Annotated in this window: 13 protein-coding genes; 10 read left to right on the forward strand and 3 right to left on the reverse strand. The window is 73.3% G+C overall.

Annotated elements, in window-relative coordinates; translation table 11 throughout:
* Together ABD323_RS32090 and hflX are read left to right on the forward strand one after the other, a co-directional pair.
* A partial coding sequence (locus ABD323_RS32090; RefSeq protein WP_344445562.1) for an ACT domain-containing protein occupies nt 1–479 on the forward strand: 479 nt, incomplete at its 5' end.
* Between the two features lie 145 nt (nt 480–624).
* Nucleotides 625–2,142 (forward strand): GTPase HflX, encoded by a 1,518-nt coding sequence (gene hflX / locus ABD323_RS32095; RefSeq protein WP_425556230.1) that lies wholly within the window; start codon nt 625–627, stop codon nt 2,140–2,142.
* A 96-nt stretch (nt 2,143–2,238) separates the two neighbouring features.
* Here hflX and ABD323_RS32100 read toward each other — a convergent pair whose 3' ends face one another.
* Together ABD323_RS32100 and ABD323_RS32105 are read right to left on the reverse strand one after the other, a co-directional pair.
* Complete coding sequence (locus ABD323_RS32100) at nt 2,239–3,330, reverse strand: trypsin-like serine peptidase (RefSeq protein WP_344445563.1); 1,092 nt, start codon at nt 3,328–3,330, stop codon at nt 2,239–2,241.
* A gap of 55 nt (nt 3,331–3,385) precedes the next feature.
* Nucleotides 3,386–4,576, reverse strand: coding sequence for a trypsin-like serine peptidase (locus ABD323_RS32105; RefSeq protein ID WP_344445564.1), 1,191 nt, complete (start codon nt 4,574–4,576; stop codon nt 3,386–3,388).
* Between the two features lie 289 nt (nt 4,577–4,865).
* Between ABD323_RS32105 and ABD323_RS32110 the strand changes: the two genes are divergently transcribed.
* From ABD323_RS32110 to ABD323_RS32130, 5 genes are read left to right on the forward strand one after another with little or no spacing between them, the layout of a single operon-like run.
* Nucleotides 4,866–6,674, forward strand: a complete 1,809-nt coding sequence (locus tag ABD323_RS32110; protein ID WP_425556232.1) for an IucA/IucC family protein — start codon at nt 4,866–4,868, stop codon at nt 6,672–6,674.
* Nucleotides 6,671–7,204 (forward strand): GNAT family N-acetyltransferase, encoded by a 534-nt coding sequence (locus ABD323_RS32115; protein WP_344445565.1) that lies wholly within the window; start codon nt 6,671–6,673, stop codon nt 7,202–7,204. Before ABD323_RS32110 ends, ABD323_RS32115 begins: the two co-directional genes overlap by 4 nt.
* Nucleotides 7,204–8,652, forward strand: coding sequence for a lysine N(6)-hydroxylase/L-ornithine N(5)-oxygenase family protein (locus ABD323_RS32120; RefSeq protein ID WP_344445566.1), 1,449 nt, complete (start codon nt 7,204–7,206; stop codon nt 8,650–8,652). The genes ABD323_RS32115 and ABD323_RS32120 overlap by 1 nt, the downstream gene beginning before the upstream one ends.
* On the forward strand, nt 8,630–10,483 hold the full coding sequence (locus ABD323_RS32125) for an IucA/IucC family protein (protein ID WP_425556234.1): 1,854 nt from the start codon (nt 8,630–8,632) through the stop codon (nt 10,481–10,483). Before ABD323_RS32120 ends, ABD323_RS32125 begins: the two co-directional genes overlap by 23 nt.
* Before the next feature lie 13 nt (nt 10,484–10,496).
* Nucleotides 10,497–12,638, forward strand: coding sequence for an ATP-dependent DNA helicase (locus ABD323_RS32130; RefSeq protein ID WP_344445567.1), 2,142 nt, complete (start codon nt 10,497–10,499; stop codon nt 12,636–12,638).
* Between the two features lie 107 nt (nt 12,639–12,745).
* Here the strand turns inward: ABD323_RS32130 and lexA are convergent, their stop codons facing one another.
* Complete coding sequence (lexA, locus tag ABD323_RS32135) at nt 12,746–13,408, reverse strand: transcriptional repressor LexA (RefSeq protein ID WP_344445574.1); 663 nt, start codon at nt 13,406–13,408, stop codon at nt 12,746–12,748.
* Between the two features lie 863 nt (nt 13,409–14,271).
* Here lexA and nrdR point away from each other — a divergent pair.
* The 3 genes from nrdR to ABD323_RS32150 form a co-directional block, all read left to right on the forward strand.
* Nucleotides 14,272–14,799 (forward strand): transcriptional regulator NrdR, encoded by a 528-nt coding sequence (nrdR, locus tag ABD323_RS32140; RefSeq protein WP_344445568.1) that lies wholly within the window; start codon nt 14,272–14,274, stop codon nt 14,797–14,799.
* 197 nt (nt 14,800–14,996) lie between these two features.
* A complete protein-coding gene (locus ABD323_RS32145) occupies nt 14,997–17,864 on the forward strand; it encodes a vitamin B12-dependent ribonucleotide reductase (RefSeq protein WP_344445569.1) in 2,868 nt (955 codons plus the stop codon).
* 314 nt (nt 17,865–18,178) lie between these two features.
* Nucleotides 18,179–18,557, forward strand: a 379-nt coding sequence (locus ABD323_RS32150) for a hypothetical protein (RefSeq protein ID WP_344445570.1), incomplete at its 3' end; no start/stop codon positions are given.

The raw sequence follows: 18,557 nt of genomic DNA on the forward strand, positions 1-18,557 counted from the left end.
CGGTGCCCCCGGACCGGCTGACCGGCTTCCAGATCCGCGGCGGCTCGATCGCCGTGCACCGGGCCGACTGCCCCACCGGCGAGCGGATGCGCGGCGCGGGCCGCGGTCCGGTCCAGCTCGACTGGGCCCCGGAGGCGGCCACCGGCCGCGCGGCCGGCCCACCGGCCGGCTTCCGGGTCACCCTGCAGGCGGAGGCGCTGAACCGCCCCGGCCTGCTCGCCGACCTGACCGCCGCGATGTCCGCCACCGGCCTGGACATCGTCTCGGCGGTGGTCGAGCCGCCCGAGGAGCTGCGGGTGCGGCACACCTACACCGTGGAGCTCCCGGACGCCGGCACGCTGCCGGTGGTGATGCGCGCGATGCTGCGGGTCTCCGGGGTCTACGACGTGCGCCGGCCGGGGCTGGAGGCGCCCCGGCCACCACGGCTGCGCCCGCACCCGAGGGCGGGCCACCCCGCGCTGGGCCCGAAACACAGGTGACCCGCGGGCGCGCACATGCGACCATCGGGAGGGAATGCGGGGACAGTGAACCGCGTTCGAAGCGAGTGGACGGGTGTCCCGCGGCAGCGGGCGGCCGCCATGAGCCGGTAGCATCCAGCCGTTTCCGACAGCCGTTAAGGACACGATGACCTCCACGTTCGAAGACCGCGACACCACCAGCGCGACCGACGGCCGCAGTGGCCGCCGTCCCGCCGACCTCCGGGCCGAAGCCCTGATGGACGATGACCTCGCGGCGATCGACGAGGGCTCCGCCCAGCACTACGACGGTGAGCAGTACGACCGCAGCGAGCGCGCCGCGCTGCGCCGCGTCGCCGGCCTCTCCACCGAGCTCCAGGACGTCACCGAGGTCGAGTACCGCCAGCTGCGCCTGGAGCGCGTCGTGCTGGTCGGCGTCTGGACGGACGGCAGCGCCGAGGAGGCCGAGAACTCGCTCGCCGAGCTCGCCGCCCTGGCCGAGACCGCCGGCTCCGAGGTGCTCGACGGCGTCATCCAGCGCCGCGACAAGCCCGACGCCGCCACCTACATCGGCTCCGGCAAGGCCAAGGAGCTGCGCGACATCGTGGCCTCCACCGGCGCCGACACGGTGGTCTGCGACGGTGAGCTCACGCCCGGCCAGCTGATCCAGCTCGAGGACGTCGTCAAGGTCAAGGTGGTCGACCGCACCGCCCTGATCCTGGACATCTTCGCCCAGCACGCCAAGTCCCGTGAGGGCAAGGCCCAGGTCTCGCTCGCGCAGATGCAGTACATGCTGCCGCGGCTGCGCGGCTGGGGTGCCTCGCTCTCCCGGCAGATGGGTGGCGGTGGCTCCGGCTCCTCGGGCGGCGGCATGGCCACCCGTGGTCCCGGTGAGACCAAGATCGAGACCGACCGCCGGCGGATCCGCGAGAAGATGGCCAAGCTCCGCCGCGAGATCGCCGACATGAAGAAGGGCCGGGACACCAAGCGCCAGGAGCGCCGGCGTCACCAGGTCCCGTCGGTGGCGATCGCGGGCTACACCAACGCCGGCAAGTCCTCGCTGCTCAACCGGCTCACCGGTGCCGGCGTCCTGGTGGAGAACTCGCTGTTCGCCACCCTGGACCCGACCGTGCGCCGGGCGCAGACCCCGGGCGGGCGCCTGTACACCCTGGCCGACACCGTCGGCTTCGTGCGGCACCTGCCGCACCACCTGGTCGAGGCGTTCCGCTCGACCATGGAGGAGGTCGCCGAGGCCGACCTCATCCTGCACGTGGTGGACGGCTCGCACCCCGAGCCGGAGACCCAGCTCGCCTCGGTCCGCGAGGTGATCGTCTCGGTCGACGCGCAGAACGTGCCGGAGATCGTGGTGATCAACAAGGCCGACGCGGCCGATCCGCACGTGCTGCAGCGCCTGCTGCGCCGCGAGCCGCACGCGATCGTGGTCTCCGCCCGCACCGGGCAGGGCATGGACGAGCTGCTGCGGCTGATCGACGAGGAGCTGCCGCGCCCCGCCGTCGAGGTGCAGGCGCTGGTTCCTTACACCCGCGGTGACCTGGTCTCCCGGGTGCACGCCGAGGGCGAGCTGCTGGAGGCCGAGCACACCGGCGAGGGCACGCTGCTGCGGGCCAAGGTGCCGGCCGAGCTGGCCTCCGAGCTGGAGCGTTACACGGTGGCCGTCCAGCGCTGACCACGGCGCATCGGTGGCACGGCGACGGGCCCGGTACCCCCCCCGCGGGGGGGTACCGGGCCCGTCGCCGTGCCACCGGGCGTCAGCCCGGCCGGGTCAGGACGCCGTCAGCCGGCTCATGACGTCGAAGACCTTCTGGGCCTGGTCGTCCAGCGTCGGACCGGCCAGCCAGCCGGCCGGGTCCGGGCCGATCGAGGTGTTGCTGACCAGGGCCGCCCTGCCGTCCGGTCCGGGCGCCAGCCAGCCGCCGCCGCTGGCGCCGCCGGTCATGGTGCACCCGATGGTGAGCATGGTGGGCCGGGTCGCGTCGAAGGAGAGCCGGCGCGGGCGGCCACCGTCGCAGTAGTCGAGCTCCTGGCCGTCGAAGGGCGGCGTGGCCGGGAAGCCGTACGCGGTCAGCGCGGTGATCCGCTCCCGCGGGGCGTCGAACCACAGGGGCACCGAGCCGCCGACGGCCTCCTCCAGGGAGCGGCCGGGCAGGTCGGGGTTGGCCACCCGGATGATGCCGTAGTCGTACTGGCTGACCGGTCCGCCGCTCTCGCCGCCCTCCTCGGTCCACTGCGGGGCGACCATCGCGTGGTCGGCCCACCAGCGGCCGTACGGCGCCACCTGGTCCAGCGTCGTGCGCTGCCCCCCGCTGGCCGCGCCCGAGCGGTTGTACGAGGGGATGAAGGCGATGTTCTTCAGCCAGTCGCCGCCCTTGCCGCTGTGCAGGCAGTGGCCGGCGGTCCACACCAGGTTGCTCCTGCCCGGGTGCTGCGGGTCGCTGACCACGGTGCCCGAGCAGACGTAGCTGCCCTGCGGGACCTTGGTGAAGATCTTGCCGAAGACCGCCATGTTGCCGGTGTACGGGTGCGGCTCGCTCTTCGCCGGCACCGGCGCGGGCAGCGGGTCGTTCTCGGGGGTGGCGGAGGCGGAGGCGGACGGGGAGGCCGGGGCCGACCCGGGGAGGGGCTTCAGCGCGGGCGCCGGAGTGGCCGCGTTCATGCTGTCGACCGACCAGAGGCCGGCGACGACGTCGTTCCTGAGCAGGTGCTGCTGGGCCCACCGCGACCAGTCGGCGGGCTTCCAGTTCCGCAGGCCCTCGGTGTGCCCGGACCCGCCCGACCCGCAGGCCGACACGGTCAGGACCAGGGCGGTGGCCAGTGCGGCCGTCAGGCCCGCCCGGCGGGGTGTGTGCGATGGCATGGCGTCGGGATCCCGGTGGCAGACGATGGGTGAGGGGGTGCCGGGTGCGAGCGGATCAGGGCCTCTTGGCCAGGTAGTTCAGCGCGTTCGCGGCCACGTCGTCCAGGTAGGGTCCGGCCAGCCAGGTGTTGTCCTCCGGGCCGATCGAGGTGTTGCTGACCAGCGCCGGCTTGCCGTCCTTGAGCGCGAACCAACCGCCGCCACTGGAGCCACCGGTCATCGTGCAGCCGATCACCTCCATGGGCGGGCGGGTCTTGTCGAAGGAGAGCCGTGAGGGCTTGCCGCCCTCGCACCGCTCCATCTCCATGCCGTCGAACGGCGGGGCGGCCGGGTAGCCGATCGCGGTGATCGACAGCTGGTCGCGCGGGGCGTTGAACCAGACCGGCACCGAGCCGCCGACCGTCTCCTCCAGCGACTTGGAACCGCCGTCCTGGTTCTCCACCTTGAGGATCGCGAAGTCGTACTGGCTGGCCGCGCTGCCGGTCTCGCCGCCCTCGGCGATCCACTGCGGGGAGGAGATGGCCTGGGTCGCCCGCCAGATGCCGAGCGGGGCGAACTGCTTCTCGCTCTGCGCCTTCTTGCCCTTGCTCACCGCGCCCGAGCTGTTGAACTCCGGCATGAAGACGATGTTCGAGTACTGCTCACCGCTCTGACCACTGGCCACGCAGTGCCCGGCGGTCCACACCAGGTTGCTCTTGCCCGGGTGCTGCGGGTCGGAGATGACGGTGGCCGAGCAGACCGCGTGCTTGTCGGTGGAGATGTCGAAGAAGACCTTCCCGTCCACCGGGTACTGGGAGTAGGGGTGGGTCATCGCCTTGGCCTGGACGCCGCCGGGCAGCGGGTCGTTGCCGTCGTCGGTGGGCTGCTGCGGCGGGGCGACCGGGTCCTTGGGCTTGGCCTGGAGCAGCTTCTGCAGGTCCCAGAAGCCCTTGGCCGCCGGCGTGATGACGTGCTGCTTGGCCCACTTGTCCCAGTCGTCGTACTTCCACTTCTTCAGGTCGTCGAGGCTCGGCAGGCCACCGGGCAGGCCGGGCAGCGCGGGCTTGCCGGCGGAGGCGCTCGGGCTCACCGGTGCGGCGGAGGAGGCGGGCGGCGCCGCGTTCGGCTTGTCGGTGTCGTCCGGCCCGCAGGCGGTGGCGGCGAGGAGGGTCAGCGCGGCTATCGCGCCCGCCGCCGCGGTGCGTGCGATGCGGCGCTCGGCCCCCGGGCCGCCGGTTCGCGTCCTGCTGCTGTCCATCGGTGACATGTCTTCAGTTCCCCCAGGTCGAGTAGTGCGCCGACGCCGTGGCGGCCGCCGGTCAGGCATCAGGGAGTCTCCCATGGGGCCAGGACGGTACCGCCTGCGAGCCGGTTCCACCGGCTGATCGATGGTCACCGTTCCGTGACCGTCGTCACGTTCGCCGATCCCGAACAGGCCGTGCTCTCCCGGGGGTTGGCTCGTTAGACCAATCGGATGCCGCCGGTGCGGCGGGCGTGCTGCCGCGCGCCCCGGCCGGTGGCCCCGCACCCCCTTGCGCACCGAGGAGCAGCCTGCCTTGAGCACCGCCCTGACCGGAGCCCCGGCCACCGTCCCCCGCCAGCTGGACCAGTCCGCGGAGTCGGACCCGTTGCTGCACCAGGATCCCGCGGTCGCGGCCGAGCAGGCGGCGGTGGAGGCCCTGTTGCGGTGCTGGTGCCGGGAGACCGGGGCGGTCGCGGACCCGGACGGGGTGCTGCGGATCCCGGTGCTGGGCGGTGCGGCCCGGCTGCTCGCCGACGTCCGGTACTGGTCCGCCTGCGGCTGGCACCGGTTCGGCCCGGCCGTGCTCGCGCCCGGGCGCACCGAGAGCGGCAGCCCGCTGGACGCGGTGACCGCCGCCGCGCTGCTCGCCCTCGCGGCCGCCGGTCACGGTGACGACGAGCAGATCGCCGACCTGGTGGGCCGGGTCGCCGACTCGGTGCGGCGCACCGCCGACCTGCTGCTGCACCGGCGCCGTCACCCGGACCCCGCGCCGCGCGCCGCGGGGTCGCTCTTCCTGCGGGCCGAGCAGTCCCTGCTGCTGGGCCACCCGATGCACCCCACCCCGAAGAGCCGCGACGGCCTGGGCCCGGCCCAGAGCGCGGCCTACTCACCCGAGCTGCGCGGCTCCTTCGCGCTGCACTGGTACGCGGTGGACCGCGAGTTGCTGGCCAGCGGATCGGCCCTGGAGGTGGACGCCGCCGAGCTGACCGCCGGCCTGCTCGGCGCCCCCGCACTGCTGCCGCCCGGCACCGCCGCGCTCCCGCTGCACCCCTGGCAGGCCCAGGAGCTGGAGCGGCGCCCGCAGATCGCCCGGCTGCTCGAGGAGGGCGCCCTGCACGACCTCGGCCGGCGCGGCGAGCCGTGGTACCCGACCTCCTCGGTGCGCACCGTCCTGCGCCCGGGCACGCCGTGGATGCTCAAGCTCTCGCTGGGCCTGCGGATCACCAACTCCCGTCGGGAGAACCTGCGCAAGGAGCTGCACCGCGGGCTGGAGGTGCACCGCCTGCTGGAGGCCGGCCTCGGCGCCCGCTGGCGGGCCGCGCACCCCGGTTTCGACATCGTGCGCGACCCGGCCTGGATCGGCGTGGACCTGCCCGGCGCGGACGGGTCGGGCCCCGGCGGCCTGGACACCGTGCTGCGCCAGCAGCCCTTCGCCCCGGGCGACCGGGCGCTGTGCGTGGCCGGCCTGGTGGCCGAACGCCCGCTGGGCGAGCCCGGCCCCGGCGTGCCCTCCGAACTCGGCGACCTGCTGCGCTCGCTGGCCCGCCGCTGCGGGCGGCCGCTGCCCATGGTGGCCGCCGAGTGGTTCCTGCGCTACCTGGACGCCGTGGTGCTCCCGGTGCTCTGGCTGGACGGCCGGGCCGGCATCGCGCTGGAGGCCCACCAGCAGAACAGCCTGGTGCTGCTGGACGCCGACGGCTGGCCCAGCGGCGGACGGTTCCGGGACAACCAGGGCTACTACTTCCGGGCCTCGCACGCCGAGCGCCTGGAGCGCCGGCTGCCGGGTCTGGGCCGGCTCAGCGACACCTTCGTGTCGGACGCGGTGGCCGACGAGCGGTTCGCCTACTACCTGGGCATCAACCACATCCTGGGCCTGATCGGCGCCTTCGGCTCGCAGCGGCTGGCCGACGAGCGGGTGCTGCTGGCGGCGCTGCGCCGCTTCCTGGGCGGCCCGGCCGCCACCGCCACCGGTTCCGCGCTGCCGGCGCACCTGCTGGAGTCGTCCCAACTGCGCTGCAAGGCCAACCTGCTGACCCGGCTGCACGGGCTGGACGAACTGGTCGGCCCGGTGGAGAGCCAGTCGGTCTACGTCACCGTGCCCAACCCGGTGGCGGCTAGGTGACCGCCCTGCGGACGCCGGCCGGCGAGTTGAGGCTGCGGCTGGTGCGGCCCGCCGACCTGCCGCTGATCACCGAGTGGATGAACGACCCGGCCGTGGCGGCCTTCTGGGAGCTGGACGGGCCGCCCGAGCGCACCGAACGGCACGTGCTCGCGCAGTTGGAGGGCGACGGGGCGAGCGTGCCGCAGCTGGGCGTGCTGGAGGGCGTGCCGGTCAGCTACTGGGAGGTCTACCGGGTGGAGCGCGACCGGCTGGCCGGCTACTACCCGGTCGACCCCGGGGACATCGGGGTGCACCTGCTGCTGGGACCGGCGCAGAGCCGGGGCCGGGGTCTGGGCAGCGTGCTGCTGGCCGCGGTGGCCGAGCACCTGCTGCGGACCAGCCCGCGGGTGGTGGCCGAGCCGGACGTGCGCAACGTGGCCTCGGTGCGGGCCTTCCAGCGGGCCGGCTTCACCCGCACCCGCGAGATCGACCTGCCCGAGAAGTGCGCGGCGCTGATGATGCGCGAGCGCTCGACTGCGAGGACCTGCTGATGGACAGCCAGCACGGCGAGCCCGACCCGACCGACGACCCCCAGGCGGGCGGCGAGCGGGGTCACGAGCGCCCCCTGGACCTGCTCGGGGTCGGCATCGGCCCCTTCAACCTCTCGCTGGCCGCGCTCGCCGACCGGGTGCCCGGCCTGCGCGCGCTCTTCTGCGACGCCCGGGCGGAGTTCCGCTGGCACCCCGGGATGCTGGTGGAGGGGGCCCGGATGCAGGTGCCGTTCCTGGCCGACCTGGTCTCGCTGGTCGACCCGACCAACCCGTGGTCCTTCCTCAACTACCTGCGGGCGCAGGACCGGCTCTTCCCGTTCTACTTCTCCGAGCGCTTCCAGCTGCCGCGCCGGGAGTACGACCACTACTGCCGCTGGGCGGCCGAGCTGCTGCCCGCCTGCCGGTTCGGCACCGAGGTGACGGCGCTGCGCTGGGAGGCCGGTGCCTTCACCGCGACGCTGCGCGGCAGCGGTGGCGGCAGCAGCAGCGGTGGTGGCGACGCCGGTGAGCGGCGGGTGCGGGCGCGCAACGTGGTGCTCGGGGTGGGCACCGAGCCGGTCTCCCCGGCCGCCTTCGACCCGCTGGCCGGCCACCCGGCCATCTGGCACAGCGCCGAGTACCTGGAACGCCGCCGCACGCTGGAGGCCGCCCGGGACATCACGGTGGTCGGCTCCGGCCAGTCCGGCGCGGAGGTCTTCCTGGACCTGCTGCGGGCCCGGGCCGGCGACGGCACCCGGCTGCGCTGGCTGACCCGCAGCCGGGCGCTGGCGCCGATGGAGTACTCCAAGCTCGGCCTGGAGCACTTCACCCCCGACTACACCCGCTACTTCCACGCGCTGCCCGCCACCGTGCGCGACCGGCTGGTCGCCGAGCAGTGGCAGCTGCACAAGGCGGCCAGTGCCGAGACGCTGGCCGAGATCCACGACCTGCTCTACGAGCGCACCATCGGGCGACCGATCGGTGAGAGCGACACCGAGATCCTGCCGGGCACCGAGGTCGTCACGGCGCTGCCCGGGCCCTGCGGAGGCCTCGAACTGCACTGCCGGCAGCGCGACAGCCGGGCCGCGCGGCTGGTGCGCACCGACGCGGTGGTGCTGGCCACCGGCTACCGGGCGGCCCGCCCGGCCGTCCTGGACCCGCTGGCCGAGCTGATCGACTGGGACGAGCAGGGCCGGCTGCGGGTCGACCTGGACCACCGGGTGGCCACCTCGCCCGAGCTGGCGGGCGGCCTCTACGTGCAGAACGCCGAGCTGCACACGCACGGCGTGGGCACCCCCGACCTCGGTCTCGGCGCCCACCGCGCGGCCGTCATCCTCAACGCGCTCACCGGCCGGACCGTCCACCGGCTGCCCGCCAGGACCGCCTGGACCAGCTTCGCCGCGGCCCCGCTGCCCGCCCAGGCCGCCTTCCTCGAGGAGTGGAACCGTGCCCCTGCCCCCAGCCGATGACCGCGCGGCCCGGACCGAGCCGCTGACCGCGCACCACCTGGTGACCGCGCAGCGCTGGCAGCAGGCCTGCCGGGCGCTGCTGGCCAAGATGATCGCCGAGTTCAGCTACGAGGAGCTGCTGCACCCCGAGCCGGTGGCCGGCGGCTACCGGCTCGACCTCGGTGCGAGCGGCCCGCAGTACCGCTTCACGGCCCGCCGCGGCGCGTACGGCAGCTGGCAGGTGGACCCCGACTCGATCCGCTGCGACGGCGAGCCGGCGGACGACCCGCTGGCCTTCCTGCTGGCGGCCCGCGGGCCACTGGGGCTCTCCGGGGACACCAGCGGCCACCTGGTGCGCGAGCTGACGGCCACCCTGCTGGCGGACGTGCGGCTGGCGGCCGGCGCGCTCGGCGCCGCGCAGCTGGCCGACCTCGGCCACACCGAGCTGGAGGGCCACCAGGGCGGCCACCCCTGGATCGTGCCCAACAAGGGCCGGCTGGGCTTCGCGGCGAGCGACGCGGCCCGCTGGGCCCCGGAGGCGCGCACGCCGGGCCGGCTGGGCTGGCTGGCGGTGCACCGCGAGCTCGCCGCCTACCGCGGGGTCGGCGCCTTGGCCGAGCCGGAGGAGCTCTACCGCGCGGAGCTGGATGCCGAGGTGCTGGCCGGCTACCGGCGGCTGCTGGCCGAGCGCGGCCAGGACCCCGGGCAGTTCCTGCTGCTGCCGGTGCACCCCTGGCAGTGGGACGAGACCATCCTGCCGCTCTTCGCCCCCTGGGTCGCCCAGGGCCTGATCGTGGCGCTGCCGGCCGACGGCGACCTGCGGCTGCCGCAGCAGTCCATCCGGTCCTTCTTCAACCTCAGCCGGCCCGAGCGCCGGACCGTCAAGCTGCCGCTGTCGGTACTCAACACGCTGGTCTGGCGCGGCCTGCCGACCGAGCGGACGCTGGCCGCCCCCGCCGTCACCGGCTGGATCCACGCGCTGCGCGACCAGGACGCCTTCCTGCGCGAGACCTGCCGGGTGGTGCTGCTCGGCGAGGTGGCCTCGGTCACCGTCGAGCACCCCTACTACGCGCAGCTGCCCGAGGCGCCCTACCAGTACAAGGAGCTGCTGGGCGCGATCTGGCGCGAGCCGCTGGGCCCGCAGCTGGACCCGGGGGAGCGCGGGCGCACCCTGGCGGCCCTGCTGCAGAGCGGCGCGGACGGGCGCACCCTGGTCGAGGAGCTGATCGCCCGCTCCGGGCTGGACCCGCAGGAGTGGCTGGGCCGGCTCTTCGCGGTGATGCTGCCGCCGCTGCTGCACTTCCTGTACCGCTACGGCACGGTCTTCTCGCCGCACGGCGAGAACGCCATCGTGCTCTTCGACGCCCGCGACGTGCCGGTCCGGCTCGCGGTCAAGGATTTCGTCGACGACGTCAACATCAGCGACCAGGACCTGCCCGAGCTGCGCGACCTGCCGGCCGAGGTGGCCGCCGTGCTGCTGCGCGAAGGACCCGAGGGGCTCTGCCAGTTCCTGCACTCGGGGCTCTTCGTGGGGGTCTTCCGCTACCTGGCGCCGCTGCTGGAGCGCCGACTGGCGCTGCCCGAGCCGCGGTTCTGGGCGCTGCTGCGCGAGGAGATCCTGGCCCACCAGCGCAGGTTCCCCGAACTGGCCGACCGCTTCGAGCTCTTCGACCTGCTCACGCCGAGCATCGACCGGCTCTGCCTGAACCGCAACCGGCTGCTGCTGGACGGTTACCGGGACCGCCCGGCCCGCCCGCACGCGGCCGTGCACGGGCGGGTCGGCAATCCGCTGGCCGCCGCCGGGGTACCGCTGCCGGGTCCGCGCGACCGTGTTGTCAGTCCCGCCCCGTAGGCTTGGGGGCGTCATGACGAACGACTCCGCACCCCAGCTGCTGCCCGTCGGGCCCGACGCGTCCGACGAGCCCACCGAGCCCGCCGCCCCGGCCGCCACCGCGCCCGGCGGCCCGGCCACCCCCGGTCGCATCCCCGAGCTGCTGCACGCCGCGGTCACCGCGGTCGGCGGTGTGGAGCGGCCCGGGCAGGTCACGATGGCCGAGGCCGTCGCCGAGGCGGTCGAGAGCGCCGAGCACCTGCTGGTGCAGGCCGGCACCGGCACCGGCAAGTCCCTCGCCTACCTGGTCCCGGCGCTCGCGCACGGTGACCGGGTGGTGGTGGCCACCGCCACCCTGGCCCTGCAACGCCAGCTGGTGGAGCGGGACTTGCCCCGTACGGTGGAGGCGCTGCACCCGATCCTGCGGCGCCGGCCGCTGTTCGCGATGCTCAAGGGCCGCTCCAACTACCTCTGCCTGCACCGGGCCAACGAGGGCACCCCGAGCGAGGAGGGCGAGGGCCTGTTCGACCCCGCCGAGGCGCTCGGCGGGCCGGCCAGCAAGCTCGGCAGGGACGTGCTGCGGCTGCGCGACTGGGCCGACGAGACCGAGACCGGCGACCGCGACGACCTGAGCCCCGGGGTCTCCGACAAGGCCTGGGCGCAACTCTCCGTCAGTTCCAGGGAGTGCCTGGGCGCCAGCCGCTGCGCGTACGGCCAGGAGTGCTTCGCCGAGAAGGCCCGCGAGCGCGCCAAGCTCGCCGACGTGGTGGTCACCAACCACGCGCTGCTGGCGATCGACGCGATCGAGGGCGCCCCGGTGCTGCCCGAGCACGAGCTGCTGATCATCGACGAGGCGCACGAGCTGGTGAACCGGGTGACCGGCGCCGCCACCGCCGAGCTGACGGTCGGCGCGGTCAACCGCGCGGTCAAGCGCGCCGCCCGGCTCGCCAACGAGAAGGCGGTGGACGCCCTGCAGGCGGCCGCCGAGAGCTACCACGGCCTGATGGAGACCGCGCAGCCCGGCAAGGTCGACGAGCTGCCCGAGTACCTCGGCTACGCGGTGGCCGCGATCCGCGACGCCAGCCGCCAGGTGATCACCTCGCTCGGGGAGACCCGGGACAAGGGCCTGTCCGACGAGGACGCGGTGCGCAAGCAGGCGATGGCCGCCGCCGAGACGCTGCACGACACCACCGACCGGCTGCTCACCGAGTCGCCGTACGACGTGATCTGGATCGAGCGCAACGACCGGTTCGGGCCGGGCACCGCCTCGCTGCGGGTCGCCCCGATGAGCGTCTCCGGGCTGCTGCGGGAGAACCTCTACAAGGAGCGGTCGGTCGTGCTGACCTCCGCCACGCTCAAGCTGGGCGGCGACTTCAACGGCGTGGCCGCCTCGGTCGGCCTGCCGATGGAGGGCCGGCTGCCGGACGTGCGCTCGCTCGACGAGCCGGAGCGCGCGGGCGGCGAACAGGCCCCGCCGTACTGGCGCGGGCTGGACGTCGGTTCGCCCTTCAGCTACCCCAAGCAGGGCATCCTCTACGTCGCCAAGCACCTGCCGCAGCCGGGCCGCGAGCCCGAGCGCCCGCAGATGCTGGACGAGCTGGCGGAGCTGATCGGTGCGGCCGGCGGCCGCACGCTGGGGCTCTTCTCCTCCATGCGGGCCGCCCAGACGGCGGCCGAGCAGCTGCGTGAGCGGCTGGACTACCCGATCCTGCTGCAGGGCGAGGACACCCTGGGCGAGCTGATCCGGACCTTCGCCGGCGACGCGGAGACCTGCCTCTTCGGCACCCTCTCGCTCTGGCAGGGGGTGGACGTGCCCGGCTCCGCCTGTCAGCTGGTGGTGATGGACCGGATCCCGTTCCCGCGGCCGGACGATCCGCTGATGAGCGCCCGGCAGAAGGCGGTGGAGGAGGCCGGCGACAACGGCTTCATGGCGGTCGCCGCCACCCATGCCGCGCTGCTGCTGGCCCAGGGTGCCGGGCGGCTGGTTCGCGCGGCGGACGACCGCGGGGTGGTCGCGGTGCTCGACCCGCGGCTGGCCACCGCCCGCTACGGCGGGTTCTTCCGCACCTCGATGCCGGACTTCTGGTACACCACCGACCGCAACCAGGTGCGCCGCTCGCTGGCGTCGATCGCGGCCTCCGCGCCGCCGCCGCGGCCGGTCGAGAAGCGCGGCTGAGTCCGGCCCCGGTACCGGGCGGTCCGCACGCACGTCGAGGGGCCCTGTCCGGCGCGGACAGGGCCCCTCGACGTGGTCGGACCGGTGGCGGTCGGCGCGCACGGGCGTCAGAGCCGGCGCAGCACCGCCACGACCTTGCCCAGGATGGTCGCGTTGTCGCCCGGGATGGGCTCGTAGGCGGGGTTGTGCGGCAGCAGCCAGATCCGGTTGTCGTCGCGCTTGAGCCGCTTGACGGTGGCCTCGCCGTCGATCATCGCGGCCACGATGTCGCCGTTCTCGGCCACCGGCTGGCGGCGCACGGTGACCCAGTCGCCGTCGAAGATGCCGGCCTCGATCATCGAGTCGCCGCGCACGGTGAGGGCGAACAGCTCACCCTCGCCGACCAGCTGCCGGGGCAGCGGGAAGACGTCCTCGACGGTCTGCTCGGCCAGGATCGGCCCGCCGGCCGCGATCCGGCCCACCAGGGGCACGTAGGAGGTGGACGGACGTCCGGCCGCCTCGGCGGTGTTCGGCCGGGCGACCTCGACGCCGCGCACCTCGTAGGCGCGCGGGCGGTGCGGGTCGCGGCGCAGGAAGCCCTTGCGCTCCAGGGCCATCAGCTGGTGGGCCACCGAGGAGGTGGAGGAGAGGCCGACGGCCTGCCCGATCTCGCGCATGCTCGGCGGATAGCCGCGGCGCTGCACGGAGTCCCGGATGACCTCGATGACCCGGCGCTGGCGCTCGGTCAGACCGGCCTCGTCGGTGCGGATCCCCGGCGGGCGGCCGGGCATCGCCCGGGCCTGTCCGTTCGGCAGCCCGATCGGCACGTCCTGCACCGAGGCGTGCTCGACCGGCTGGTCCGGGAGGTAGCCCGGCGTGGCGGCGGGGCGATGGCTGTCGCTCATGCTCTGGTCCATGCTCTGCTGGTCCACGGCGCTCCGGCCCGCGAGGTGCTGGGAACGGTCCTGCACCGGGATGCCGCGGTGGTCGGCTGCGCTGCTCTGGACGGCGGTGGTACTGCTGCTGGTGGTCTGTACCGTGCTCACGGCGGCCCCTCTCGACGGGCGTTCTCCCTTGCCTGCCCAGCCCAACGGCAGCACCTATCGAAAGGTTGCGCCAAACACACGTTCGAGTGAATTATTGAGGAGTCGGCTGACTCGATCAAGGCTTTGGGTGTATGTCGATTAAGTGTTCGATCTCCTCGATTCTAGGGGGACTCGCCGCGGGCCGCCGTGGGAGGGCCGAAGTCGTGTCGAATCCGGCTGAAACTCTTCCCTGAGCTGTTCGGGTGAGGTGGGTCTCGCGGCCCGCCGGGAGGTGGTGGCGCGGCCCCGCCGACTGACCAGCGCCGATTGCGGCGGGTGACCCGGGGGATACCCGAGCGAGGCGTGTCCGATCGCGACATCCACCTAGATCTAGTGGTTACATAGGTGCTTGCAGCCCACAGGTTGTGGTCCCCCAGTATTTTGATCACGGCGGCGTCGCCTAGACTGGTCGTTGCTCCCGGGGTCGGCCAGGCCCTGTGGGCGTCGTTCGGCCCCGTGCGGTCGGCCACTCGCCCCGCGCGCGCCGCGGGGCCTGGGCCCCGGTCGGGGGTCACCCGTTCGCGCCAGCCCGTCAGCTCGCCAGTTCCGCCAGGAAGGGAGTTCGTTCCGTGCACTGCCCTTTCTGCCGGCACTCCGACAGCCGTGTGGTCGACAGCCGGACCACCGATGACGGAAGCTCGATCCGCCGCCGCCGGCAGTGCCCGGACTGCAGCCGCCGCTTCACCACGGTGGAGACCGCGGCGCTGATGGTCATCAAGCGCAGCGGGGTCACCGAGCCGTTCAGCCGGGAGAAGGTCATCTCCGGCGTGCGCAAGGCCTGCCAGGGCCGCCCGGTCACCGAGGACGCGCTGGCGGTGCTCGGCCAGCGGGTCGAGGAGTGCCTGCGCGCCAGTGGCAGCGCCGAACTCTCCACCCACGACGTGGGACTGGCCATACTCGGTCCGCTCAAGGACCTGGACGTCGTCGCGTACCTGCGGTTCGCCTCGGTCTACCAGGCCTATGACGGACTCGCCGATTTCGAGGCCGCCATCGCCGAGTTGCGCGGCGCCGAGCGGCTCCCCACCGCGCAGGACGAGGGCGCGGCCACCGCGCCGCGGGGCGGCCCGGCCGCACCCGTCCCCGCCGCGGCGCCCTAGGGCGGCAGTGCGACGGCCCTGCGAGGCGGCCGCACGCCCGAAACCAGGGCACAAAACCCACAAACGGAGCGAACCGGTCGGTGTCCCCGGCCTGCCCGCCCATCAGGAGAAGCGAAACAGCAGTGCCCCGAGGGTCGCGGTGGCGATCCCGAAAGAAACGGGGCACTCAGGGCGTTTGCCCAGGAGGAGGAGAAGAAGTGACTGACACGACGAGCGGTTCCGCACGTGGGTCGAAGTCCGAGAAGGCGGCCAAGGGGGCCGGCAAGGCTCCCAAGGGCGGTCTGCGGATCGAGCGCATCTACACCACCCCCGGGGTCCACCCCTACGACGAGGTCAGCTGGGAGCGGCGCGACGTCGTCATGACCAACTGGCGTGACGGCTCGATCAACTTCGAGCAGCGCGGCGTCGAGTTCCCCGACTTCTGGTCGGTCAACGCCGTCAACATCGTCACCTCGAAGTACTTCCGCGGCGCGGTCGGCACCGAGCAGCGCGAGTGGAGCCTCAAGCAGATCATCGACCGGGTGGTGCTGACCTACCGCGCCGCCGGCGAGAAGAACGGTTACTTCACCTCCCCGGCCGACGCCGAGGTCTTCGAGCACGAGCTGACCCACGCCCTCCTCCACCAGGTGTTCAGCTTCAACTCGCCGGTCTGGTTCAACGTCGGCACCAAGCAGCCGCAGCAGGTCAGCGCCTGCTTCATCCTGGCCGTCGACGACTCCATGGAGTCGATCCTCGACTGGTACAAGGAAGAGGGCATGATCTTCAAGGGCGGCTCCGGCGCCGGCCTGAACCTCTCGCGGATCCGCTCCAGCAAGGAACTGCTCTCCTCCGGCGGCAACGCCTCGGGCCCGGTCTCCTTCATGCGCGGCGCCGACGCCTCGGCCGGCACCATCAAGTCCGGTGGCGCCACCCGCCGCGCGGCCAAGATGGTCGTGCTGGACGTCGACCACCCCGACGTCGAGGCCTTCATCGAGACCAAGGTGAAGGAGGAGGAGAAGATCCGCGCGCTGCGCGACGCGGGCTTCGACATGGACCTGGGCGGCGACGACATCGCCTCCGTGCAGTACCAGAACGCCAACAACTCGGTCCGGGTCTCCGACGAGTTCATGACCGCGGTCGAGAACGGCACCGAGTTCGGCCTGCGGGCCCGGATGACCGGCGAGGTCATCGAGACCGTCGACGCGAAGAAGCTCTTCCGCAAGATGGCCGAGGCCGCCTGGGCCTGCGCCGACCCGGGCATCCAGTACGACTCCACGATCAACCACTGGCACACCTGCCCGGAGTCCGGTCGGATCAACGCATCCAACCCCTGCTCCGAGTACATGCACCTGGACAACTCCAGCTGCAACCTCGCCTCGCTCAACCTGATGAAGTTCCTGCGCGAGGACGACTCCTTCGACGCCGAGCGCTTCGCCAAGGTCGTCGAGCTGGTCATCACCGCGATGGACATCTCGATCTGCTTCGCCGACTTCCCCACCGAGAAGATCGGCGAGACCACCCGCGCCTACCGTCAGCTGGGCATCGGCTACGCCAACCTCGGCGCCCTGCTGATGGCCACCGGCCACGCCTACGACTCCGAGGGCGGCCGCGCGCTGGCCGGTGCCATCACCTCGCTGATGACCGGCACCGCCTACCGCCGCGGCGCCGAACTCGCCGGCGTGGTCGGCCCGTACGACGGCTACGCCCGCAACGCGGCCCCGCACCGCCGGGTCATGCAGCAGCACGCCGACGCCAACGCCGCCGCCGTCGCGGTCGACGAGCTGGACGCCCCCGTCTGGGCGGCCGCCACCGAGACCTGGCAGGACGTGCTGCGGCTCGGCGCGCAGAACGGCTTCCGCAACGCCCAGGCCTCGGTGCTGGCCCCGACCGGCACCATCGGCCTGATGATGGACTGCGACACCACGGGCGTCGAGCCGGACCTGGCCCTGGTGAAGTTCAAGAAGCTGGTCGGCGGCGGCTCGATGCAGATCGTCAACGGCACCGTGCCGCGCGCCCTCAAGCGCCTGGGCTACCACGGCGAGGCGATCGAGGCGGTCGTCGCGCACATCGCCGAGCACGGCAACGTGCTGGACGCCCCGGGCCTCAAGCCCGAGCACTACGAGGTCTTCGACTGCGCGATGGGCGAGCGGGTCATCTCCGCGATGGGCCACGTGCGGATGATGGCCGCGATCCAGCCGTGGATCTCCGGCGCGATCTCCAAGACGGTCAACATGCCCGAGGTGGCCACGGTCGAGGAGATCGAGGAGATCTACTTCGAGGCCTGGAAGCTCGGCGTCAAGGCGCTGGCGATCTACCGCGACAACTGCAAGGTCGGCCAGCCGCTCTCGGCCAAGGGCAAGACCCCGGCCGCGGCGGTGGCGGCGAGCGCGGTGGAGAAGGCGGTCGAGAAGGTCGTCGAGTACCGCCCGGTGCGCAAGCGCCTGCCCAAGGGCCGCCCGGGGATCACCACCTCCTTCACGGTCGGTGGCGCCGAGGGGTACATGACCGCCAACTCCTACCCGGACGACGGTCTGGGCGAGGTCTTCCTGAAGATGTCCAAGCAGGGCTCGACCCTCGCGGGCATGATGGACGCCTTCTCCATCGCGGTCTCGGTCGGCATGCAGTACGGCGTTCCGCTGGAGACCTACGTCTCGAAGTTCACCAACATGCGCTTCGAGCCGGCCGGCCTGACCGACGACCCGGACCTGCGGATGGCGCAGTCGATCGTCGACTACATCTTCCGCCGCCTCGCGCTGGACTTCCTGCCCTTCGAGACCCGCTCCGCACTGGGCATCCACTCCGTCGAGGAGCGCCAGCGCCACCTGGAGACCGGCTCCTACGAGCCGCTCGAGGCGGAGGACGTGGACGTCGAGGGCCTGGCCCAGTCCGCTCCGCGCGCCGTCGAGGTGGCCCCGGTCGAGGCCCCCCGCCCCGCCGGCACGCCGCACAACTCCACCGAGCTGATGGAGATCCAGCTCGGCCTGAACGCCGACGCCCCGCTCTGCTTCTCCTGCGGCACCAAGATGCGCCGCGCGGGCAGCTGCTACCTCTGCGAGGGCTGCGGCTCCACCAGCGGCTGCAGCTGACGCCGACCGGCACGGCCGGTGACGTGGGGTGTCACGCGGGGCGGGAACCTTCGGGTTCCCGCCCCGCGGGCGTTGCGGGGCTGTTTCGGCTTCGCGGGGCCGGAGAAGGCGGGGCCTTGTCCGGGGCGGGTGGTTCGCATTCGGAGGTGGCCGTGCTGTCCGCTTGATGGACATCACGTCAACTAGGCGGTTGAGCGGGTGAACTGAGTCGATATGATCTGTTGACCGCGTGAACTGATCATGTATCTCCCGGCTGCGGGAGGCTGGTGCGCTGTCGCCTGCCCTGCCTCCGAAGCCCGTCGAGGATCAGCCCCATGACCGCACGCTCCCGCTTGTCCGGCAGACCGGCCGCGCTGCTCGCCGCCCTGGCGGCCGCGGTGGCGGCCGGGGGTGCCGTGGCCGCCGCCGGTGCGGCGGCCCCGGCCGCCGAACGGGCCACCGTCGTGCTCTGGTCCACGGTGGCGGGGGTGCTCTGGTGGGTGACGGCGCTGCTGGCGCTGGGCTCGCGCCGGCACGGCCACCGGCTGGCCGCCGAGTTGACGCACAGTCGCAGCCGCGGGGAGGCGGCGCTGGCCGCCGTCCTGCGGGCGGAGTCGGCCACCGCCGCGGCGGTGGCCCAGGCGCAGGCCTCCCGGGGCCGGGGCAACGCCGCGCACACCGACGCCGAGGGGGGGGGGGGGGGGGGGGTGGGGG

It is taken from the genome of Kitasatospora nipponensis, assembly GCF_039528135.1.
In the GTDB taxonomy this organism is placed as follows: domain Bacteria; phylum Actinomycetota; class Actinomycetes; order Streptomycetales; family Streptomycetaceae; genus Kitasatospora; species Kitasatospora nipponensis.